The following is a 21683-nucleotide window of genomic DNA, read 5'->3' as shown; positions in this document are numbered from 1 at the left end:
AATAACGTATTTATGCATTGACAAACGAATATGGAACTGGTACCATATAGTCAACAAGGGAGGAAGCATTATGAAAGAACAAACAGTAGCAAAGTTGATTTTAGAGAATATCGGCGGTAAGGAAAATATCAAATCGGTGGAGCATTGCGCGACGCGTCTGCGGCTGATTCTGGCTGATAATGAAAAGATTAACACAAAAGCCATTGAGGATATCGATGGGGTAAAGGGTCAGTTTATGTCAGCCGGTCAGTTTCAAATCATTCTTGGAACCGGTTTCGTAAATAAGGTTTATGCATGCATTGTTGAAGGTGATACAGAGATTAAAACAGATAACAAGGCAGAGGCTTACAGCAATATGACGCTGCCGCAAAAAATCAGCCGGACACTGGGTGATATCTTCGTACCAATCATCCCAGTCTTGGTAGCAACCGGTCTGTTTATGGGACTGCGCGGTTTATTGACCAATCTTGGCATAAGCATGGATGATAATTTGATGCTGATGAGTGAGGTGCTGACGGATACAGCGTTTGCTTTCCTGCCGGCATTGGTTGCTTATTCAGCAATGAAGAAATTTGGCGGCAATCCGGTTGTGGGAATGGTATTAGGTCTGATGCTGGTAGCGCCTCAGCTGCCTAACGCTTATAATGTGGCAGCAGGCAGCGCATCACCGATCTATTTGAATCTGGTAGGAATTAATATTCCTATCGTCGGCTATCAAGGTTCAGTTTTACCGGCATTAGTAATCGCAATTTTCGCGGCAAAACTTGAAAAGAGTCTCCACAAAGTCGTACCAAATGTGCTAGACTTAATTGTAACCCCATTTCTGACCTTATTTGTATCAATGATTTTGGGTCTGTTAGTAGTTGGGCCGATCATGCATGAGAGTGAGGTTCTGATTCTAAATCTGTTTAAATCCTTTATCTCAATTCCATTTGGTTTAGGCGGTGCCATTGTCGGCGGATTAAATCAGCTGATTGTCGTAACCGGCATCCATCATATTTTCAATGCCTTAGAGGTTGAATTACTGGCTGATACAGGCTTGAATCCCTACAATGCAATGATTACCGGCGCGATCGCGGCTCAAGGCGCGGCAGCATTAGCAGTTGCTTTCAAAACGCGTGACAGCAAGAAACGCTCTTTGTATATTTCAAGTGCGATTCCAGCCTTTTTGGGTATTACTGAGGCAGCTATCTTCGGTGTCAATCTGCGTTTTATTAAACCGTTTATCTTTGCCTGCATCGGCGGTGCCGCGGCGGGTATGCTGGCTGGCATGATCAATCTGGCTGGTACTGGCATGGGCATTACCGTACTGCCTGGCACACTGCTTTATCTGAACGGTCAGCTGCTTGGTTATGTGGCAGTTCTGGCGGTAGGAATGGCTGTCGCTTTCATCTTAACAACGTTTTTCTTCAAGAGTGAAGAATAATATTACAATAAAAAAGGAGGCATCATCATGGCTGGTAAAGTTACAATTCAGGATATTGCCAATATGTGTCAAGTTTCAAAAAGCAGTGTATCCCGTTATTTAAACGGCGGATATGTCAGTGAAGAGAACAAGGAAAAAATCAAAGACGCGATTGAAAAGACGGGTTTCTCTGAAAATTTCTTTGCGAAACGTCTGAAAACGAAAAAAACATGTTTGATTGGCATTGTAATTCCGCGTATTGATTCCGTGAGTGTAGGCAAGCTTTTGAATGGTATCAGTGATGTTTTTGATGCCAATAATTATACTTCATTGATTCAAATATCAAATTTGGACAGCAAAAAAGAAGTTCAGTGTATACAATCGCTTTATCAGCAGGGGGTAGACGGCATCATTGTCGATTCCTGCGGAATTACTAAAAAACATATTGAAATGGCGGGTCAGCTGGATATTCCGCTCTTATTTACCGGTCAAAAGAATGAATATGTGAATTATAAGGTCATCGATGATTATGCGGCAGGCGCGATCATGGGGAAGTATTTCCGTAATTTCAAGCACCGCAACGTAGTCTTTCTGGGCGTCAGCGAGTCGGATGAATCAGTAGGTATTTATCGTAAACAAGGCTTTATTGATGCCTTTGGTGATGCCGGTACGGTTCGTTTTGTGGAAACTGACTTCAGCTTTCTGGCAGCTTACCGCAAGGGAGCTGAGGTTATGAAATCAAAGCCGACAGCGGTTATCTGCGCAACGGATAATATTGCCTTGGGCTTGATGCGTTATTTCAATGAACAGCAGATTAAGGTGCCGCAGGATGTATCGTTAGCGGGCTTTGGCGGCTATGATATCAGCAGTGTCATGTATCCGCGACTGACAACCATCTCCTTTGATTATACTCTGCTTGGTCAAAAGACAGCGTTAAGTTTATTAAGACTGATTAACGGTGAAGAAATCAATCTTCAGGATGAAATCCCTTTAAAACTGATTGAAAGGGACTCTGTGCAAATGGCGGTGAATGAAATTGAATAATCAATGGCGCAATCATTTTCATATTGAAATGGCCAAGGGATTGGTGAATGATCCAAATGGCCTATGTTGTATTAATGGTGAATATAAAATCTTTTATCAATGGAATCCAGCCGGCTGTGAACATAAAAATAAACATTGGGGCTTAGTAAAAACAAGAGACTTTGTGCATTATACCAAGCCGCGCTTAGTCTTAAAGCCTGATCAGCCCATCGATAAGGACGGCTGTTACTCAGGCACGGCTGTGATGCTGGATCAGCAGCTGCATCTGTTTTATACGGGCAATGTCAAGCATGAAGATGTGCGGATTCCTCATCAATGTATGGCGGTGCTTGATGAGAAAGATGAATTGCAGTTTAAAAAAGCGCTGATTGTCGGCATGCCTAACGGCTATACCGCTCATTTCCGCGATCCGTTCTATTTTAAGATGAAGGATCTGCACTGCCTGCTTCTAGGCATTCAGAATGCTGATTTAAAAGGACGCGCAGTGGTTTATACATCAAAAGATTTAAAGCAATGGGAATTTTATGGGGAAGTAAAAACGGAGCTGGAAGATTTTGGCTATATGTGGGAATGTCCGAATCTTGTGTCCTTTAATGATGCAGACGCGTTTATTTTTTCACCGCAGGGATTAAAGCAGGAAGGACTGCGCTATCAAAACCGCTATCAGTCCGGTTATATTTTGGGCCATTATGATTTTATGAAGAATGAATTCATTCATGGTGATTTTTATGAACTGGATCATGGCTTTGATTTTTATGCCCCGCAGGTGTTTACTAATGAAAATAGAACAATGATGATAGCCTGGATGGGTATGCCGGATGAGGAAACTTCTTATCCAACTGCTGAGGATGGTTATCTGTATACATTAACCTTGCCGCGTGAAATAACAAAAAGTGGGAATCGGCTGCTGCAAAGGCCGGCCAGGGAGCTGAATCAGCTGCGGCATCAAATACTGCTTAGCAAGGCTGAAAGTCAGATTAAAGAATTTAATTTCCCGCTCTCACAAATCGGTATTGAAATTAAACTGGAATTATCACTTCAGGCAAAATGTGAATGCTGCTTTGACTTTAATGGAGAAGAACTGAAACTGATCTTTGACCCTGAAAAAGAGCTTCTGACTCTGAAAAAGGCTGATTTTCATTATGGAAAGGACGCATGCCGTTTTATGCATATTCAGGGGAAACAGCTTCAGCTTCAGATGTATTTGGATACAAGTGTATTGGAAATTTTTATCAATGATGGTGAGGCTGTGATGTCATCGCTGTTTTATCCGCTTCATGAACTGAAGGCATTCAAAATCAGTTCAGATCAACCATTTGATATGCCTGCCTGTGAAATTTGGCAGCTGAAAGGAATCATTTATGAGTAAAGTCTATTGTGTCGGTGAATTATTGATTGACATGGTCGGTGTTGATCATAAAGGCTTAAAGAACGGCGTACAGTTTGAGAAAAAGGCTGGCGGCGCACCCGCAAATGTAGCGGCGGCCATTACCCGCATGGGTGAGGAAGCGGCTTTTATGGGACAGATTGGCACGGATTACTTTGGTCAGTTTTTAAAAGAAATGCTGGATCAGCTAAAGGTAGATACTTCTTTATGCGCGTTTGGCGGCAATACGACGATCGCATTAGTTGGTATCGATGAGCGGGGTGAGCGCAATTTCAATTTCCTGCGCGGCTGTGACGGTGATTACAGCTTTAATGCCATTGATGCCACAAAGCTTCATCAAGAGGACATTCTGCATTTTGGCAGTGCGACGGCATTGCTGGAAGGGGAATTGAAAAAGACATATTATGCTCTGCTTGATCTTGCGAAACAGCGTCAGATGTTCATTTCCTTTGATCCGAATTATCGTGATTCACTGATCAGCAAGCGTCAGCTGCCGCAGTTTATCCAAGACTGCCGGACCTTTATAGCGAGTGCTGACTTTGTGAAAATGAGTGATGAGGAAGCCTTGATTATTACTGGTAAAACGGATCTTGAATCAGCAGTGCAAATGATTCATGCATTGGGTGCCAAAACAGCAGCGGTAACGTTAGGAGCCAAGGGTACCTATCTCAGCAGCGGCAATACTCAGCAAATTGTGGCAAGTCAGGCGATTGAACAGGTTGACTCGACGGGGGCCGGCGATGCCTTTGTGGGCGCTTTGCTCTCACGCATTCTGCATGCTAATAAACGTGACTTCAGCGCTGAGGAATGGCTGGAAATGGTACGTTTCGCTAATTGTGTCGGGGCGCTGACTTGCATGAAGCATGGTGCTATTGACGCTATTCCTTCACTTGATGAGGTTATGGAAAAACTGAATGAATCATTAAAATGAGGCGCTTTGCTTCATTTTTTTCATAAAAAAAGCGGCTGTAAACCGCTTATCGCTAAATATGAAAGACTCTGCCTTCCTGTATTTCTGTCTTTTCTTTTTCTTCCTTCGCATAACCCAGAATACAGAAGCCAATTCCTTCAACATCATCCTCAATACCCCATGCCTTTAAAAGCTTCTTTCCTTCATCACTTTCAAATACTTCCTTGGCACGGTGAATCCAGCGGCTGCCGATACCCATTGACCAGGCGGCATTCATCAGATTGCCCATGGCAAGACTGCCGTCATATAGGTAAGTTGCTTCCTTTTTCGCCAAAACGATAATGACATCTTTGGCACCATAGAAAGGATCAAAAGGCATTCCCGCTACCGCCGCGTTCATATCCGATAACTGTTTAACAACCTGATCATCAGACACAACAACAAAACGCGGAGTCTGTTTATTCATTCCCGAAGGAGCATTGAGACCAGCAGCAACAATTTCATCTAATAATTCCTTGCTGACATGCTTATCCTGATAACTTTTACAACTTTTTCGGCTAATTAAATTCTTGACTGTTTCATTCATTCAAAATTCCTCCGTTTCAATACAAATAGGGTTAAAACTATTTGTTATTTTATTGATAATATAATAATATCATTATAGGCTATAAATAAAAAGTACGATATTTTTAGATACTAGGTATCTAAAAGAATACTTAGGAGGAAAATTAATGACTGATGAAAAGTTTGGCAAATGCCCTTATTATACTGCACAATCTGTTTTACAAGGAAAATGGTCTATTTTAATCATGCATTATCTCAGCGGCAAAACTCTGCGATTTAATGAATTACTCAAAATGATGCCGGATATGACACATGCGACACTCTCCAAACAACTGAAAAAATTAGAGAATGATAGTCTGATTGTCCGCAAGGAATATCCGCAGGTACCACCCAAGGTAGAATATTATTTAAGTGATATCGGTGAAGAATTTTTACCTGTATTGGAAAGCTTAAAGCATTGGGGAAAGCAGTATATTCAATACATGGAGAAGTTGAATCATTGATTTTAAAAAAATATTGTTGACAACGCTTACAAAGCAGTGCTATGCTAATTATGTAAAAAGAAATAGGATTGTTACTCTCTGGGAGGCTTTACCTAAAAATGAAAAGATGTCTTTTTGTTTTTAGTGAGTGCTGAAAGAGAGTTTTTATATTTTAAGGAGATAACTGCCATGTTTGGTCTATTTAAGAAGAAAGAAGTAATTAAAGAAGTAATGGTTAATGCAATATGTGAGGGATTGGTTGTACCGATTGAACAAGTTCCGGATCGCGTATTTGCCAATAAAACACTAGGTGATGGTGTCGGCTTTATCCTTGATCAGGATACGATTTTTGCACCTTGTGACGGTGAAATCATCATGCTGGCGGGAACTTATCACGCGCTAGGTTTAAGATTAAAAAATGGCGCTGAAATTTTGATTCATATCGGATTAGATACAGTCTATTTGAATGGACAGGGCTTAAAGCCTAAGGTTAAAAAAGGTGATTTTGTGAAGCAAGGCCAGCAATTACTTGAAATTGATCGCCGGCTGATGAAAGAGAAAAAGATTGATTTAACAACCCCTTTACTATTGACAACCAATGAAGAATATCGTTTAACTATGATAAAGAATAATGGAACGGTTAATATTATCCATGAACCTATCTTAAAAATTGAACGGATATAAAAAGGAAGGGAGATACAATGAGAGTCGTAAAAAACATTAACAACAACGTATCTCTTTGTATAGACAGTCAGGGCAGAGAGGTAATTGCTTTTGGTAAAGGTATTGGTTTTACCAGACCGCCTTATGAAGTACCCCTGACAATGATCCAGCGGACTTTCTACAATGTAAATCAGGCATATTTGGGTGTGATTGCCCAGATTCCTGAGGAAATTATTGATGTATCGACGGAAATTGTTGATAATGCCAATCAGCAATTAGGCGATCGTTACTCAGCAAATGTTATTCTGACATTGGCAGATCACATACAGTTTGCGATTAAGCGGCAACATGAACAAGTCCATTTAAAGCTGCCTTTATTGTATGAGGTCAAGCATTTATATCCTAATGAAATGAAAATCGGTATTGCGGCACTGGCATTAATCAACAACCGATTAAGTATTCAGCTGCCTGAGGAAGAAGCTGCCAGTATTACTTTGCATTTGGTTGATTATGGCAATAAAGAAATAAATCCATCGAGTATTAAAGAAAAATCGAAGCTTACTAAGGTTACTGAATTTATTGAAACGCAGATGAATATTAAAATTGATAAAACAGGTTTTAATTATTCAAGATTTGCGACTCATATGTATTATTTGTTTGAAAGGATTGATACGGATAAAAATATTTCATCTGAAAATGAAAAAATGTTTGAACTATTAAAGGTTCAGTATCCAAAGACTTATGATTGCGCGATAGCAATTAAAAATATATTGAATGTGGAATTTAATGATGAAGAATTATTATATTTAATTATTCATATAAATCGTTTATGTTCTCGTGAGGATTGTTACCGATAGGGCTTACCCTCAGCATAAAGGTATTTAATACTTTTTGTGCTGGGGTTTTATTTTGGCCATGACAATATAAGATGCGCACTTATATTGTAAATATAGATCAAAGGAGGATTGAATATGGCAAAAAAGAATTATGATGAACTGTCAGGAAAACTGATTGAATTGATTGGCGGTAAAGAAAATGTTAGTTATTTTACGCATTGTACAACTCGCTTGCGTTTTAATCTAAAAGATCAAGGATTAGCAAAAACAGATGCAATTAATCAGCTTTCAGGTGTAAGCGGAACTTCATGGGCAAGTGATCAGCTGCAGGTGATTATCGGTGCAGATGTTGATTTGGTTTATGATGCTGTATGTCATGCTGGCGGATTCAATAAAAATGAGAAGATTAATGAAAATTTAGATGAACCAAAGCAAAAGAAATTTAGTTTTAATTCTGTTTTAGAAGCAATTTCTGGCGCAGTATTACCTATTATCCCGATTATTATCGCGACGAGTTTTATTAACATATTGGCGACTTTATTACAAAAGGCGGGTATGAGTGCGGATAATGGAACGATTCAAATGTTAACCCTTGTTGGTGCAACAGGTATGTATTTTTTACCAATTTTCATCGGTGCGACAGCTGCGAAGAAATTTAACACAAGCATGGTCTTAGGTATGTTAATAGGAGCTGTAATGATCAATCCAACTTATCTTACGGCTGTAAATGAAGGAACTTCATTGAGCTTGTTTGGTTTGCCTGTCGCAATGGTAAATTATACAAGTAATTTCTTACCAACTTTAGTTGCGGTAGCAGTTATGGCACCGATTGAAAAATATTTAAGAAATCATATACCGGCAGCTATTAAAAGTATTGCTGTACCTTTCTTAACATTATTGATTATGCTGCCATTAACTTTTTGTCTGATTGGTCCAGCAGCATCATTATTAGGCACATATTTTTCTAAGGGTGTTGTCTGGCTCTATGAAACATTTGGTTTCCTTGGTGTTGGTTTACTGACAGCGGCTTTACCATTCCTGATTATTTCTGGAATGCATATGACATTAGTTGTTTATGCAATTACATTATTTACGACTTTGGGTTATGAACCAACTGTATTTGTTGCCGGTATTATCATCACGGCCTGTCAGGCAGGAATCTGTTTGATGGTATCTTATAAAACTAGAAATGCTGAATTAAAAGCTACATCTTTTGCCGCATTTCTTACAGCGGTAATTGGCGGCACAACGGAACCGGCTTTATTTGGCGTTACAATCAGAAGTAAAAAAACAATCTATGCAACGATTATTGGCGGTTTCTTAGGCGGTTGTGTCGCAGGTTTGGGACATGCAGCAGCATATTCAACAATTTATAGCTCTTTCTGGGATTTGGTGGCTTTTATTCCAGGTGGTACAGCTAATTTGTTATGGGAAATTGGTGGCTGTTTGGTTGCCTTTATCAGCGCGATGATATTCTTGTATTTAACATTTAAAGAGGAGGATTTTACTTATGATAAATAATTATTCAGGTTTATTTTCACCATTATATCTGCCGGATGCTAATGTGATTTTGAAGAATCGCTTTGAGGTTTGTCCTAGCAGTCCTGTGTTTATTCAAGGGCCGGAACCATATCCTAGCGAAAGAATGATTCAGCACTATGCACAATTAGCAAAAAACGGTGCCAGTTTAATTACTGTTCATCTTATTACATGGGATGGCAAACCGCTGCCGCCGACAACAGAAAATGTAGTATTATCAGGACATTTAGCCGGCATGGATTTATTTGATACACGTTGTTCTCATTATTTTGCTCAGCTGGCGGAAGCAGTACATTTTTACAATTCAAAAATCTTAGTCAGAGTTACTGTACATGGACCGGAGGGTTATGATATATCTAATACTTTATCCCGATATATTCCGCACAACATGACAGATTTGAAAATGAATAAAGAAATGACAAAAGAAATGCTTTATGAATCAGTGGAGACATTGGTAAAGGTATGTAAGAAATTAAAAGAGTATGGTTTTGATGGTGTATTTTTGCATTCTGCATATCGTATGACATTATTTGGAAGAAGTTTATCTACGGCAACCAATAAGCGTACAGATGAATTTGGCGGCAGTTTGGAAAATCGTTGTCGTTTTCCATTCTATGCATGTGATGAAATTAAAAAAGCATGCGGTAAAGATTTTATTATTGAAATGAGCATTACAGGTGAAGATTCAACTGAAGAGGGCAGATGGACCTTAGAGGATACTCAGAAATTTATGAAATTAGCTGAGGGACATGTTGATATTGTCCAGCTTAGATGCTGGGAGATCGATCACACGAGTATTATTGGATATGAGCCTAATCCTCGGCCTTATGCGTATATGGCGGCAGCAGCAAAAAAAGCTAATTCAAGAGTATTAGTATCCACAACGAATGGTTTCCTTGATCCAGATGCCTCTGAACAGACAATTGAAAATGATGAAGCTGATCTTATAGGCATGGCCCGCGGCTGGATCTGCAATCCGGATTTACCTCAAAAGCTGCTTGATGGAAAAGCTGATGAAATTGTTCCATGTATTCGCTGCAATAAATGTTTATTAGCTTCTAATGATGCGGCGCCGGTGAGCGTCTGTTCGGTAAATCCGCGTTTCTGTCTTGAAGACCGTCTCGATAAAATGATTTCTAAGGAATTCAGAAAGAAACGAGTGGCGGTTATCGGCGGCGGCCCGGCTGGTATGGAAGCGGCTTTGAGTGCTGCTGAGCATGGTCATGATGTTACTTTATATGAGAAATCAGAATCATTAGGCGGACTGCTTAAAATAGCAACCATCGCTGATTTCAAATGGCCGTTGAAAGATTTCACAGAATATCTGATTAAGAAAACACTAAATTCAAAGGTTAAGCTGAAATTAAATACTTTGGCTACCCCAGAAATGATTCAAAATGAGGATTATGATGTTGTCATTGCGGCAATTGGTGCTGAACCATCTATACCATCAGCATTTAAAACAAATAACCAGAATGTCATGACGGCAGCTGAAGCATATCTTCATCCAGAAAAGGTCGGCAAAAAGGTTGCGGTTGTCGGCGGCGGCGAAGTGGGTGTAGAAACCGCGCTCTATTTTAATGGACTTGGCAGTGAGACAACAATTATTGAAATGCAGGAAATGCTTATGCCGCAGACTTCTTTTGAACATTATTATTATATGATTGAATGTGAATGGGAACAGCGTGAGAATTTTAATATCATGGTAAATACTTCGGTTTGCTCGGTATCGGAAAATGGTGTTGAATGTGATACAAAGGGAGATAAGCGATTCGTGGAAGCTGATACAATCATCCTCTGCTTAGGATATAAAGCTAAGGTTGAGGATGCATTTAAGTTTGGCAATGGTAAAGCGGAATTCTATCATATTGGTGACTGTCTGAAAGCAAGATCGTTACAGACTGCGATGCGTGAGGGATTCTCAATAGGTTCTACAATTTAGTAAATAAATTTAGTAAAAGACTCAATGTTTAAAAGAACACTGAGTCTTTATTACGATAGCAATATTTACTCTAATTTCATTATTTGTGTGAATGTAAGCTTAATAGCCACATTAAACCAACCTTGATTTATAGTGATAATTCAAGTAAGATGGTCGTATTAGGAAGCTTCTATATATTTTGGAGAACGATTATGAAAATCATAGAATATGGTAAGGCACATGAGGAAGTATTACTGCTGCTGCATGGCGGCGGTTTATCAGCGTGGAATTATCGTGATGCTGCGAATCAGCTAAAGGAAAACTATCATGTAATCGTGCCGCAGTTAGCAGGACATGCAGATAGTGATTGTCCTTTTACTTCCATTGAGAATCAAGCTAAGGAAATAATAGACTATATTGATAAGAATTTTAAAGGCACAATTTTAGCCATCGGCGGTTTATCGCTTGGCGGACAAGTGCTCATTGAAATGCTTGCGCAAAGAAGCGATATATGCAAATTTGCCTTTATTGAGAGTGCTTTGATACTGCCGATGAAGCTGACAGCCGCATTGATGGCGCCAGTATTGGGCATGAGTTACGGCTTAATTAAGCAAAAGTGGTTTGCTAAGCTGCAATTTAAGTCACTAAAAATACAGGCAAAACTATTTGAAGATTATTACCGTGATACCTGCAAGATCCAAAAACAGGACATGATTCGCTTCTTGAAGGCCAATGCTTCTTATAGAATGAAACCATCACTTTCTGAAACAACCGCCAATGTAACGATTTTTGTAGGCAGTAAAGAGCGAGGGAATATGCGCCGTTCTGCAGAACTTTTACATGCCCAAATTCCTAACAGTAAATACCAGATATTAAATGGATATTCTCATGGAGAATTAAGTCTTAACCACCCCAATGAGTATGTGGAACTATTAATCAATACTCTTTCCACAAGTAATGAGGGGTTAAGGCATACGCATACGTTTGCTGCTGATAATCAGATCACATCCCAAAATCGTGAGATATAAAAAAGCTCAAAGTATATCTGTTACCTTTGGGCTTTCTTCCATTACAATAATATTTAATAATAGCCATTTAGTCAGTCATTTTCTTTTTGTGAAATAAATTGAGTTAAGTAAATAGGCAGACATAAAATATCCTGATCTTTAGAAATATCTTTAGTATGAATGATATATCGGTTCAGTATCCTATCAGAGTATTTATTATAAAATTCATCAATGGAATGATGTGTGCGATAATTTGATGATTTAACTTCAATAGGACAAATTTTATTACTTTTAGATATCAAGAAATCAATTTCATAATTTCTCTTCTGTTCAAGGTTAGTAAAGGTAAAATAAAATAAATCATTTCCGGCTGCGGTTAAAGCTTGGGCAACCGCATTCTCATAAAGGTATCCTAAGTTTGCGGATAATTTATCATTCAATAATCTTTCATAAATGCTGTTTTCAGTGAAATCCCGATCTTTAAACTGAAGTGTCACGAATAAACCGGTATCTGCCATGTACAGCTTGAATTGGTTTAAATCTTTATAGGCTGATAAACCAACAACCGGATTATTGGCATGATAGGCAACGGAAACAACCTTGGAATCCTTTAATTCAGAGATTAGACTTAGAATTGTAGTATTCGTAGTTTTATATGAATTCAATACATTCTTAGTTTGAAATCCTTTTGCATTTTTATTTAATTGTGATGGAATTGCTTCAAATATCATTGCCAATCTGCCTGTGGAATCAATCTTTTTAAAATCATCTTCATATAGATTTATAATATCTCTTTTTACATCATCAACTTTTTTGAAATTATTGGTCATTATATATTCATTAACTGCCTGTGGCATTCCGCCAATTAGCATATATAAGCGATAATCACGCATTAATTTCCTGTTTAAGGCATCTCCTAAAGGTTTCTTAGCAGCAAATATACCTTTTAGTAAGTTTGTTGTAGTATGATCATCAAGTGCCCAAAGAAATTCTTCATAGTCCATTGGGTGCATTTGGAGTTTTCTTTCTTCACTTGGAATTAAGATGTCTTTAACATTTTTCTTGATGGAAATTAAAGAACCTGTTTCAATATAATCATAACGGCCATCTTTTACAAGCGTTTTAATAGCTTGCCGGGCTTTAGGGCATAATTGTACTTCATCAAAGATAATTACTGAATTTCTTATTTCTAAATCAACTCGATATTGTAACTGAAGCTGAAGAAAGAAGTAATCAAGATCAGACATATCATCAAATAATTCTTTAATAGTTTTTGAAGCAACAGCAAAATCTATCAGGATATAAGTTTTATATTCATTTTTCGCAAATTCTTCAACAACGGTAGATTTTCCGACCCGTCTGGCGCCTTCAATCAAAAGTGCAGTCTTACCGTTTGAATTATCTTTCCATGCTTTGATTTTATTGTATATTTTTCGTTTAAACATTAGCTGTCAGCCTCCTGTAAATTTATTATATCCAAAAATCGCAGCTTATACAACACCGTTATATCCAAAAATCGCAATTCAAATTTGTGTTGAACCTCCAAAAATCGCAAAATAATAATAAAAATAGCAGTTAATCAATCATGACTAACTGCTAATAAACATGGTGTAAATACCTTCTAAGTATACAATAAAATGAATCTGCTGATTTAAGAAAACATGATGATGAAAGGTATTTTCAAGTAATTAATCAATCTGTCAATATCCCATGAGGTAAGTGATAATAATGAGATAATGGGAAAGATACCGAATAATATATCGAAGAACCTCTGAATTTTCAGCTCACGCGAAACCACAATACCCAATGCTGAATCCAGGGCAGCAACAAGCGACAGTAGGATGGAAATGTTGGTGACTAAAAGGAGTACAGCTAAAAGCATATTGAACAAAGTAGGCTGATAGATACTATAATCTAAGGGTAAATAAGAGAGATAGATGGAACACACATAAACAAAACTAAGGAAAGATGATGTGTAGGTGAATATATAAATTATCTTTTTACAGTTCATGATTCTTATCTTCTTTCTTGATTTGATGTGTATACTATAAATTAATCAAATCTTATAGTTTCTTTAAACTTATCCTTTTCTCATGCTTCTCATTCTCATAAACATAATATTGCTGCTGATCCTCCATGCCCTTAATTGTTTCCAACAGCTTCCATTTTGGTGCGGCTTTTACTTTTTTCGTATGCTTTACAGGCTGATATCCCTCGGCGGCAGCCGGTTTATCACAGAGAATCAATGAACTGTAAGGCGGCATCGTTATTTCCACATTACCATTTACCGCTTCATAAACCGTATCTGTCAGTAAGTCCGTTAGCGTTCCCACATATGGAATGGAGATATCATAGGCTTCCTTATCCAGATTTAAGGCAGTAAAAATAACCTGATCAGCGGCGGACCGCTTATAGACAAGCTGCTTGTTGCGGACACACACCTGTTCATAATTTAATTCATGCAGTGCCGGCTGAGATTTATGGATACGAGCCAAGCGTGCGATATGCTCACTTAATTCATTACTTTGCACATCCTCTAAACTTAAGCAGGGTCTTAATCCGGCATCACTGCCATTTGCCTTAATACCGCTCATGCCCACCTCACTGCCGTAATAAATGGAAGGAATACCCGGCATAGTAAAGAGTATTGTATAACAATTATTCAGATGCTCAAGCTGACGCAATGTGCTGCCTAACCGGTTTACATCATGATTATCCACAAAATTATACAGACAGAGATCCTTGTAGATACCGCCGCTGCCAAATTGCCGGTTTAATGAATAACCAATTTCAAAATAATTCTCATCGTTATGGGATGAATAGATTCCTTTGTAGCATTCATAATTTGTGGTAGAATCCAGCATCTGATCATTGATCCAATTTTTATAATCACCATGAATCACTTCACCCATCAGCCAGAAATCTGGATTTTTTTGTTTGCATTCATAACGCAGCCGCTTAAAGAAATCCTTATCCATGACATCAGCTGCATCTAAGCGTAAACCATCGATATGAAATTGATCCATCCAAGAAAAGATTGCTTCAATGATCATATTGCCAACTTCAGGATTTCTTAGATTCAGTTTAACCAAATTATAATGCCCATTCCAACCTTCATACCAGAAATCATCATTCATTGGTGAGCGGCCATTGAAATTCAGATTCATGAACCAATCACAATAAGGGGAATCCCATTTATGTTTCTGTACATCCTGAAAGGCCCAAAATTCACGGCCAACATGATTGAATACACCATCAAGCACGATGCGGATACCCGCTTCATGACAAGCATCACAAACTTCTTTAAATGCTTCATTGCTGCCTAATCGGCGGTCAATTTTAAAATAATCCTTTGTGTCATAGCCATGCTCACTGGATTCAAAAACCGGCCCCAGATATAAAGCATTGATTCCCAGCTCTAAAAAATGCGGAATCCATTCCTTTACTTTTAAAATACGATCAATGGTTTCACCATTATCATTAGTCATTGGCGCTCCGCAGAAGCCCAATGGATAAATATGATAAAAAATACTAGAATTAACCCAATTCATATAAATTCTCCCTCTTTTCTTATTTAGTATATCAGAAGTTGTTCAAGCATGCCATAGCTTCTGATTTTGTGTAATATTTTTGTACAATTTCTTGATTGTGTACAGCATTAGTTTTATCACATACTACACAAATATGTTATAATAGTAGAAAACGGAGGTCATGCTGAGTGCTGAAATATATTTATAATGCAAAACAGAGGGATGGCAGTCTGGTCAAGGGTGAAATAGAAGCTTCTGACACGAATGATTTCCTTATAAAACTTAAAGATATGCAGCTTTACTGCATCAGCTATAAAATTATTGATGATTTTGAAAATCACAGCAATTTTAAAATGAAAGGCAAAGATCTTGTACTGTTCTCAAGACAGATGTCAGTCATGCTTTCGGCAGGTGTTTCAGTGGTGCGGGCAGTTGACATATTGTATGAAAAAAGTGAAAACCAGCGCATGAAGGAGTGTTATCGCCGTCTGTATGAACGTTTGCAGCAGGGGCGGGAATTATCCTATGCTATGGATGCTGAGGGGAACACATTTCCTAAATTGCTGATTCGAATGATTCGCAGCGGTGAAATCAGCGGTTCATTGGATACTACATTAGAGCGCATGGCCGATCATTATGAGAAGGAAAATAAGCTGTCAAATAAAATTAAGAATGCGATGCTTTATCCTAAAATCTTATGCGGTGTGTGCATCGTGGTCGTAATTGCTGTTATAACGTTTATCCTGCCTTCTTTCTTTCAGCTGTATGAAGGTCAGGCACTGCCATTGCCAACGCAGATTATGATTTGGATCAGTGATTTTATCACGAGTAAGTGGTACATTCTGATTGTTGCGGCAGTAGCTGTTTATTTATTTTGGATATGGTTTAAACGGATACCGGCAGTTCGTTTCAAACTTGATCATTTGAAACTGGTGATGCCGATTTTTGGTAAATTGAATAAAACAATTCTATCCTCCCGCTTTGCAAATACGTTTGCGACGCTTTACGCGAGTGGTGTCAATGTAATTGAAATACTTGAAATCTGTTCAGATATCCTTGATAATACATGGATCACGGATTGCTTTAAGCGAATTATTACTCGTGTCAGCAATGGTGAGTACATGTCAACGGCGATAGGTGCTGAGGATATATTTGAACCGATGCTGATGTCGATGCTTTTTATTGGTGAAGAAAGCGGACGGCTTGATGAAATATTGAATAAAGCGGCAGATTTTTATGATGAAGAAGCGAATGCGGCTACTGAGAAAATGGTATCAATGATTGAGCCAATGCTGATCATTGTCATGGGTGTTGTGGTATGCTTTATCATTGTGGCAATTATGCTGCCGATGTATGGCATGCTGGATAATGTCAGCTAATGTTTAAATGGGAGGATTAATAATGATACTGGTTATATTATTTGAAGGACAGTATATACGGTTCTATCAATTTTCTGATAATCCGCATGATCTGGAGCTTAAAAAGAGTTCAGTAATCGATCTTAATGAAAAAGAGATTTATAATGATGATGTCTATGATTTAACTAAGTTAGAGACGATAGTCAGAGATGAAGTTAAAAAGCAGAAGTATCCGCGTAAGAATGTTAAGATACTGCTTAATAACCGCCAATTGATTCTGCGTGAGTTAAGCGTACCAATGGGAAATGAAGATGAGACGCAGACGATGGTTGCTAATGAGATGATCATGTCGCTGAATCTCAGCAATGATTATGTAGTTACTTATACTAAGCTGGGCAATACGAATGAAAATGGCATTGAAGAACAGCGGGTGTTTGCTTCGGCGATTCAGGAGAAGACGCTGGCGGGCTATAAACAAATGATGAAGGCATGCCGTCTGCGCTGCAGCAGTATTCAGACTAGTACCGCAAACCTTCTGCAATATCTCTGTACCGTTGAAAAGGATAAGACGGTATTATTTGTAGAATATAATACGGATCATGTACGCAGCTTTTTATTTGAAAAAGGTAATTTTATTTTATTGCGTACCTTAAAGGATATTATTGAATATCGTGATGAAGAGGCTTTTACACAATCCTTGTTTGATAATATTGCGAAAATGGATCAATTCCAGTTTACCCGCAATCGTTATCAGCCAATTGAAGAGATTCAGATATTTGGTAATAATCCAAATCTTGAGACATTTAAGAAGCTTAATCAGGATTCAGGCCGTCCGATTACACTATTAGATAAGCCAATCATGATGCGGACTATATCCAATTATTATCAGGTGCTGGCTGGCGCATGCGCGCTGTTTGATACGCATACGATTGGTTTTTTACCTGCCTATGGTAAGAAATCAAAAAGCCGTGAAAAGATTAAGAATAAGTCTAAAAACCGATTGCTTATGACTGCTGTTGTTTCATTGCTGTTAATGGGATTGGCCTGTGGGTCAGCCTTTGCTTATGATTATTATCTGCAGAGTAAGCTGAATGAAATCACTGCTCAGATCACTCAGCGGGAAGTACCGCTTCAGGAAGCCAACCAGATTATCAATGAGTTTTCTTCTGTTAATTCATTGGATCAGACATTAACCTCCATTCAGGATATGAAGGATTTGACTGTTAAACTGACACCCGCGGTCAGTGCCTTGCTGACTTGGAATAAGTCTGGTGATATTCAAATTGCGAGTGCAGCCTATGCGAATCAGGTCTTGGAACTTAACGGCATAGCAGTTAATAATACAGACTGTGCGGCTTATGCACGGCTGCTTGATAATTCTGGTTTATTTTATACGGTAAGCTATACTGGCTTTGAGGCTCGTGAGGGTGGTTATGAGTTTGTGATGACAGCGATTCTGAAAGGAAGTGGCGAATAATGAAATTATCAAAATCAGAAACCTTGCTGATTCAGATATTGATCATAATGGTGGTTATAGCTGTTGGGTTTTTCATTTTTCTTTCGCCGATGATGAATTTGATTCAGACTCATAAATTGGCTATATTGAGCGGTGAGAGCCAGCTTCAGGAGATGAATATGGTGATTGAACAGGCCGATTCATCTAAACCGCTGATTGAAACTCTAAGAAAGCAGGCAGCAGAAAAGGCTAAATCAGTATATCCGCTGTTAGCTAATGTTCAAGTAGATGATGAATTAATGAATTTGGCATATCAGACGAATACGACACTGTCGATGCTGCTGATTGAGGATTTTAATGAAGAAGGATCTGAAAATGCTGATGCAGCAGTGCCTGGTATTGTTAAACAGGCAACGATTACCCTGCTTGGTGAGATTGATAATCTTTATCATTTCATTGACGCGGTAAATAATTATAGTAAGAGCATGGTTATTGCCAGTGTAGCTGTTGAAAACAGCACTGAAACGAAAGCGGATATTGTATTGTATTTTATGCAGGCAGATATGTCGGCAATTCAATAAAGAAAGGAAGTGATCAGCATGCGAAAGGATAAACGGGGAATGGCGCTAATTACAGCCATTGCGGTTCTGGCATTAATGCTGATCCTTTTTGGCGGCTTGGCGATGATATATAGTTCACAGGTCAGCCGTAATAAATTAGAGCATGAGCAGTCACAGGCAATGCTGTTGGCGCAGTCATATATGGAGATGTTGAATGATGTGCTGATGGATCAAGAGGCTCAGCAGGATTTTATCAAGGAATTCGGATCAATTAGATCCAATGTACCGGTGGAAATCAGTGCAAGTATTAGTGAAGAGTACCCAAAGCATCAAGTAAAAATCATAGCTACAGCACAAGATGTGAAATATAATGGGAATACGAAAACTAGAGATATTAAGGTAAAGGTTACTGTCACTGTTGATGATGAAGTGAGAAGTATTCTTGCCAATTACACATATAAAGAAGTGGTGGGCGGTGCATTGCTTGATTATGCTGTCTATGCAAATAAAATTAATTTCTATTCCAATGGGGATAAGGATAAAGAGGGCGATCCGATCATATTTAATAATTCAACTTGGTATAAGGATAGAAAAGGTACGCAGTCGATTGCTTCAAAGCAGTTAATCAATGCTGATGGTTATAAGTTTGGAGGGATTGAAAGAGGTAATTTTGATAAAATATTTCATATCAAAAAGAATGGTGAGATCAATCCTGAGAATGATGATTTCAGTGGCTTTGCCCAAGCAGTCAATCATGCTGATTTAAGCAGAAGCATTGCACCATGGGATCGTCTATCTGAGCCTGATGAGTCAATACCTTATTGTCCTTCCGATTCGGTCATAACCCAAAGCTGTATTTGGAACGGTGATGAGATGGCGGGAGATATTACCTTTAAAGCAGTGGATAATGATATCGTTGTCTATGTGCCAATTGATGATGAATTTGAATTAAATGGAGCAAAGATAGAATTTTATAACATAGAGACAGATGAAACACCTAAGCAGCTTTATTTCTATGCATATTCTGACAATGAAGATAGAGTAGAGATTGAATTTGATGAGAAATCAACCATTACCACGATTAACAATACTATTGATGATGGTAGCAATGAATATGTCGATGTCTTTTTTATCTGTAATGATGATCTTGATGTAGAGTTTAAGAATGAAAATGAAAAAAATCAGCTTGAAGCATATTTTTATTTTCCTAAGGGAAAGGTGAAATGGGAAACCTCAAAGGTCGATAAAGAAAGGTATAAAGATGAAAATCGAATTCGTGGCTGCTTAATTGCTCAAGAGATCATGATTGTGGAAAAACAAAATGACAGTCATAAGGGCTATGTAGGCATCGACTATGTACCGCCAAGAGCTGTTCAGAGTGGAGATTCAGGGACAACTTCGGCAAGTGTTACATTGAATCGTTATGAAGAAGGTGGCAAATCATGAAAAAGGGATTTACATTAGTTGAGATACTCACTGCGGTTGCCCTATTGGTTGTAATTGGCTTGTTTATGGCTACCGGTTATCTAACCATGATTCGGCTTAACCAACAGACCATTGTCGAACGAAGAAATCTTCATGAAGCCTCGACAATATTTGCTCAAAAAACATTGACTTCTCTTAAATCATATGGTGATTCAATGGCCATCACTTTTAAAGTTAAAGGTAAAACTGTGGTCAAAAAAGTGGATGGCTATGTGGATGAAAAAACAGGGCTTGTTTATTATGAAATCAATGAGGTTCGGGAATGATGAACAAAAATAATAAAAAAGGCGGCTTCACCTTGATTGAATTAATCGTAAGTATTGGCATTCTTATGATAATTCTTGGTGCTATCGGCAATATGTTTGTGCCGGTGCTTAGAAATTATCATACGATTAACACAGATGTTGATTATCAGAATACATTGAATAATATCAGCAGCAGTATTGATGAACAGATCCGTTATCTTAATGAAGATGAAATTATATTAAGTGATGAATGTATTGACGGTTATGTGTGTATTCAAGCTGCTGATTACCAAGATCAATTTTATGATTCAAGTATTGAATTAGAGTTATCTTTCTCTTCATTTTATTATAACTATTCAACATCACCGGCATCCGGTATTAATAAAGTGATGAGTATAAAAAAAGCGGGTGAGAGTGTTTACACATTGTCTAACTCGCTGAAAATGATGAATTATTCTGGGAATACAGATACTGGCACTTATACATGTCTTAATTATAAAGTATCAGAAAAATAGATTTAGATAGGCTTGAATGATCTGCGGGCCATAAAGTGAGGCAATTGATATGCCCAATGCCAGAAAAGGTCCCAAAGCCATGTAGGATTTACCTTCGCGTTTCTTAATCAGCATCAGACAGGCTGCATAGAAACCACCGATGATGATGCCAATGATACCGGCAAGCAGGGTATTGGCAAAACCAAGAAATAGACCGGAAGCAGCCATCAGTTTGATATCACCGCCGCCGATGCCGCCATGAGTTAACCAAGCAATCAAAAACAATGGCAGGGCGATAACAATGCCGCCTAAAAGGATTGATGAAAGTTCAGGCTGGTTGATCAGATAGCTGCCGACTGCCAATGCCAGAATGAAAAAATGTGAACCATCGGGGATTTCCATGGTATCGATATCAATAAAGGAAATGACGATCATAACACATAAAAGCAGTGCGTGAATGATGAAATTCAGACTGATGCCATACCGGTTAAAGCTAAGCAGAAAAGCGAAACCGCCAAGCAGTTCTACAAATGGATACCGCGCTGCAATAGGCGCACCGCAATAGGCGCATTTACCGCGCAGGGAGAGCCATGAGAACACAGGAACAAGATCCTTTGGAAATAGCCGATGATGGCAGGCAGGACAAAAGGAATAGCCCTTGCTGACGCTGAGTTTATTGGGTACTCGATAAATGACCACATTTAAAAATGATCCAATCACGCAGCCAAAAATAAAGATATATAAATAAAATAAAAAGCGTATCATACATTCACCTCAGAAATATGATACACTAATTG

General features: G+C 38.4%; 20 protein-coding genes. 16 read left to right on the top strand and 4 right to left on the bottom strand.

Features of this window, described 5'->3' with window-relative positions; genetic code table 11:
• The first annotated feature begins 70 nt into the window (after positions 1-70).
• The 4 genes from DAHG_RS11235 to DAHG_RS11220 are packed head-to-tail and all read left to right on the top strand — an operon-like array spanning position 71 to position 4767.
• Positions 71-1426 carry a sucrose-specific PTS transporter subunit IIBC gene (locus tag DAHG_RS11235; protein WP_022938453.1) on the top strand — a complete coding sequence of 452 codons (1356 nt, stop codon included), beginning with the start codon at positions 71-73 and terminating at the stop codon, positions 1424-1426.
• Between the two features lie 27 nt (positions 1427-1453).
• Positions 1454-2449 carry a LacI family DNA-binding transcriptional regulator gene (locus DAHG_RS11230; protein WP_022938452.1) on the top strand — a complete coding sequence of 332 codons (996 nt, stop codon included), beginning with the start codon at positions 1454-1456 and terminating at the stop codon, positions 2447-2449.
• Complete coding sequence (locus tag DAHG_RS19440; protein ID WP_022938451.1) at positions 2436-3818, top strand: glycoside hydrolase family 32 protein; 1383 nt, start codon at positions 2436-2438, stop codon at positions 3816-3818. Before DAHG_RS11230 ends, DAHG_RS19440 begins: the two co-directional genes overlap by 14 nt.
• On the top strand, positions 3811-4767 hold the full coding sequence (locus DAHG_RS11220) for a carbohydrate kinase family protein (RefSeq protein ID WP_022938450.1): 957 nt from the start codon (positions 3811-3813) through the stop codon (positions 4765-4767). The genes DAHG_RS19440 and DAHG_RS11220 overlap by 8 nt, the downstream gene beginning before the upstream one ends.
• Before the next feature lie 52 nt (positions 4768-4819).
• Here DAHG_RS11220 and DAHG_RS11215 read toward each other — a convergent pair whose 3' ends face one another.
• Positions 4820-5332 carry a nitroreductase gene (locus tag DAHG_RS11215; protein WP_022938449.1) on the bottom strand — a complete coding sequence of 171 codons (513 nt, stop codon included), beginning with the start codon at positions 5330-5332 and terminating at the stop codon, positions 4820-4822.
• Positions 5333-5477: 145 nt separating this feature from the next.
• Between DAHG_RS11215 and DAHG_RS11210 the strand changes: the two genes are divergently transcribed.
• The 6 genes from DAHG_RS11210 to DAHG_RS19435 all read left to right on the top strand — a co-directional run bounded on the left by DAHG_RS11210 (position 5478) and on the right by DAHG_RS19435 (position 11779).
• Positions 5478-5813, top strand: a complete 336-nt coding sequence (locus DAHG_RS11210) for a winged helix-turn-helix transcriptional regulator (RefSeq protein WP_022938448.1) — start codon at positions 5478-5480, stop codon at positions 5811-5813.
• 168 nt (positions 5814-5981) lie between these two features.
• Positions 5982-6476: a PTS sugar transporter subunit IIA gene (locus DAHG_RS11205; RefSeq protein WP_022938447.1), complete on the top strand. Its 495-nt coding sequence runs from the start codon at positions 5982-5984 to the stop codon at positions 6474-6476.
• A gap of 17 nt (positions 6477-6493) precedes the next feature.
• Positions 6494-7312: a PRD domain-containing protein gene (locus tag DAHG_RS11200; RefSeq protein WP_022938446.1), complete on the top strand. Its 819-nt coding sequence runs from the start codon at positions 6494-6496 to the stop codon at positions 7310-7312.
• A 114-nt stretch (positions 7313-7426) separates the two neighbouring features.
• Complete coding sequence (locus DAHG_RS11195; RefSeq protein WP_022938445.1) at positions 7427-8812, top strand: PTS transporter subunit EIIC; 1386 nt, start codon at positions 7427-7429, stop codon at positions 8810-8812.
• A complete protein-coding gene (locus tag DAHG_RS11190) occupies positions 8802-10772 on the top strand; it encodes an oxidoreductase (RefSeq protein ID WP_022938444.1) in 1971 nt (656 codons plus the stop codon). Before DAHG_RS11195 ends, DAHG_RS11190 begins: the two co-directional genes overlap by 11 nt.
• A gap of 191 nt (positions 10773-10963) precedes the next feature.
• Positions 10964-11779: an alpha/beta fold hydrolase gene (locus DAHG_RS19435; RefSeq protein ID WP_022938443.1), complete on the top strand. Its 816-nt coding sequence runs from the start codon at positions 10964-10966 to the stop codon at positions 11777-11779.
• 71 nt (positions 11780-11850) lie between these two features.
• Here the strand turns inward: DAHG_RS19435 and DAHG_RS11180 are convergent, their stop codons facing one another.
• Positions 11851-13203, bottom strand: coding sequence for an ATP-binding protein (locus tag DAHG_RS11180; RefSeq protein ID WP_022938442.1), 1353 nt, complete (start codon positions 13201-13203; stop codon positions 11851-11853).
• A 618-nt stretch (positions 13204-13821) separates the two neighbouring features.
• Positions 13822-15309 carry an alpha-amylase family glycosyl hydrolase gene (locus DAHG_RS19430; RefSeq protein ID WP_022938441.1) on the bottom strand — a complete coding sequence of 496 codons (1488 nt, stop codon included), beginning with the start codon at positions 15307-15309 and terminating at the stop codon, positions 13822-13824.
• 167 nt (positions 15310-15476) lie between these two features.
• On the opposite strand from DAHG_RS19430, the gene DAHG_RS11170 reads away from it, so the two are divergent.
• The 6 genes from DAHG_RS11170 to DAHG_RS11145 are packed head-to-tail and all read left to right on the top strand — an operon-like array spanning position 15477 to position 20907.
• Complete coding sequence (locus tag DAHG_RS11170; RefSeq protein WP_022938440.1) at positions 15477-16667, top strand: type II secretion system F family protein; 1191 nt, start codon at positions 15477-15479, stop codon at positions 16665-16667.
• Positions 16668-16689: 22 nt separating this feature from the next.
• Positions 16690-18123 (top strand): PilN domain-containing protein, encoded by a 1434-nt coding sequence (locus tag DAHG_RS11165; RefSeq protein ID WP_022938439.1) that lies wholly within the window; start codon positions 16690-16692, stop codon positions 18121-18123.
• On the top strand, positions 18123-18683 hold the full coding sequence (locus DAHG_RS11160; protein WP_022938438.1) for a hypothetical protein: 561 nt from the start codon (positions 18123-18125) through the stop codon (positions 18681-18683). Before DAHG_RS11165 ends, DAHG_RS11160 begins: the two co-directional genes overlap by 1 nt.
• Positions 18684-18701: 18 nt before the next feature.
• Positions 18702-20108, top strand: coding sequence for a type II secretion system protein (locus DAHG_RS11155; RefSeq protein ID WP_022938437.1), 1407 nt, complete (start codon positions 18702-18704; stop codon positions 20106-20108).
• Positions 20105-20413, top strand: coding sequence for a PulJ/GspJ family protein (locus tag DAHG_RS11150; RefSeq protein ID WP_022938436.1), 309 nt, complete (start codon positions 20105-20107; stop codon positions 20411-20413). The genes DAHG_RS11155 and DAHG_RS11150 overlap by 4 nt, the downstream gene beginning before the upstream one ends.
• Positions 20410-20907 (top strand): type II secretion system protein, encoded by a 498-nt coding sequence (locus tag DAHG_RS11145; RefSeq protein WP_022938435.1) that lies wholly within the window; start codon positions 20410-20412, stop codon positions 20905-20907. Before DAHG_RS11150 ends, DAHG_RS11145 begins: the two co-directional genes overlap by 4 nt.
• Here the strand turns inward: DAHG_RS11145 and DAHG_RS11140 are convergent.
• A complete protein-coding gene (locus DAHG_RS11140; protein WP_022938434.1) occupies positions 20896-21651 on the bottom strand; it encodes a prepilin peptidase in 756 nt (251 codons plus the stop codon). The two genes, DAHG_RS11145 and DAHG_RS11140, sit on opposite strands and share 12 nt — an antisense overlap.
• Positions 21652-21683 lie beyond the last annotated feature (32 nt).

The organism is Dielma fastidiosa (assembly GCF_000313565.1).
Classification (GTDB): Bacteria; Bacillota_I; Bacilli_A; order Erysipelotrichales; family Erysipelotrichaceae; genus Dielma; species Dielma fastidiosa.
Note: the sequence above shows the minus strand (reverse complement) of the source record. Positions and strands in the feature narration are given on the sequence as shown.

What these genes read in the sequence shown, in the direction of transcription:
- DAHG_RS11160 (WP_022938438.1), top strand. Translation starts at nt 18,123, where the DNA reads ATGAAATTATCAAAATCAGAAACCTTGCTGATTCAGATATTGATCATA.
- DAHG_RS11220 (WP_022938450.1), top strand. Translation starts at nt 3,811, where the DNA reads ATGAGTAAAGTCTATTGTGTCGGTGAATTATTGATTGACATGGTCGGT.
- DAHG_RS11215 (WP_022938449.1), bottom strand. Translation starts at nt 5,332, where the DNA reads ATGAATGAAACAGTCAAGAATTTAATTAGCCGAAAAAGTTGTAAAAGT.
- DAHG_RS11210 (WP_022938448.1), top strand. Translation starts at nt 5,478, where the DNA reads ATGACTGATGAAAAGTTTGGCAAATGCCCTTATTATACTGCACAATCT.
- DAHG_RS11195 (WP_022938445.1), top strand. Translation starts at nt 7,427, where the DNA reads ATGGCAAAAAAGAATTATGATGAACTGTCAGGAAAACTGATTGAATTG.
- DAHG_RS11140 (WP_022938434.1), bottom strand. Translation starts at nt 21,651, where the DNA reads ATGATACGCTTTTTATTTTATTTATATATCTTTATTTTTGGCTGCGTG.
- DAHG_RS11205 (WP_022938447.1), top strand. Translation starts at nt 5,982, where the DNA reads ATGTTTGGTCTATTTAAGAAGAAAGAAGTAATTAAAGAAGTAATGGTT.
- DAHG_RS11235 (WP_022938453.1), top strand. Translation starts at nt 71, where the DNA reads ATGAAAGAACAAACAGTAGCAAAGTTGATTTTAGAGAATATCGGCGGT.
- DAHG_RS11145 (WP_022938435.1), top strand. Translation starts at nt 20,410, where the DNA reads ATGATGAACAAAAATAATAAAAAAGGCGGCTTCACCTTGATTGAATTA.
- DAHG_RS11165 (WP_022938439.1), top strand. Translation starts at nt 16,690, where the DNA reads ATGATACTGGTTATATTATTTGAAGGACAGTATATACGGTTCTATCAA.
- DAHG_RS11155 (WP_022938437.1), top strand. Translation starts at nt 18,702, where the DNA reads ATGCGAAAGGATAAACGGGGAATGGCGCTAATTACAGCCATTGCGGTT.
- DAHG_RS19440 (WP_022938451.1), top strand. Translation starts at nt 2,436, where the DNA reads ATGAAATTGAATAATCAATGGCGCAATCATTTTCATATTGAAATGGCC.
- DAHG_RS19435 (WP_022938443.1), top strand. Translation starts at nt 10,964, where the DNA reads ATGAAAATCATAGAATATGGTAAGGCACATGAGGAAGTATTACTGCTG.
- DAHG_RS11230 (WP_022938452.1), top strand. Translation starts at nt 1,454, where the DNA reads ATGGCTGGTAAAGTTACAATTCAGGATATTGCCAATATGTGTCAAGTT.
- DAHG_RS11190 (WP_022938444.1), top strand. Translation starts at nt 8,802, where the DNA reads ATGATAAATAATTATTCAGGTTTATTTTCACCATTATATCTGCCGGAT.
- DAHG_RS19430 (WP_022938441.1), bottom strand. Translation starts at nt 15,309, where the DNA reads ATGAATTGGGTTAATTCTAGTATTTTTTATCATATTTATCCATTGGGC.
- DAHG_RS11180 (WP_022938442.1), bottom strand. Translation starts at nt 13,203, where the DNA reads ATGTTTAAACGAAAAATATACAATAAAATCAAAGCATGGAAAGATAAT.
- DAHG_RS11200 (WP_022938446.1), top strand. Translation starts at nt 6,494, where the DNA reads ATGAGAGTCGTAAAAAACATTAACAACAACGTATCTCTTTGTATAGAC.
- DAHG_RS11150 (WP_022938436.1), top strand. Translation starts at nt 20,105, where the DNA reads ATGAAAAAGGGATTTACATTAGTTGAGATACTCACTGCGGTTGCCCTA.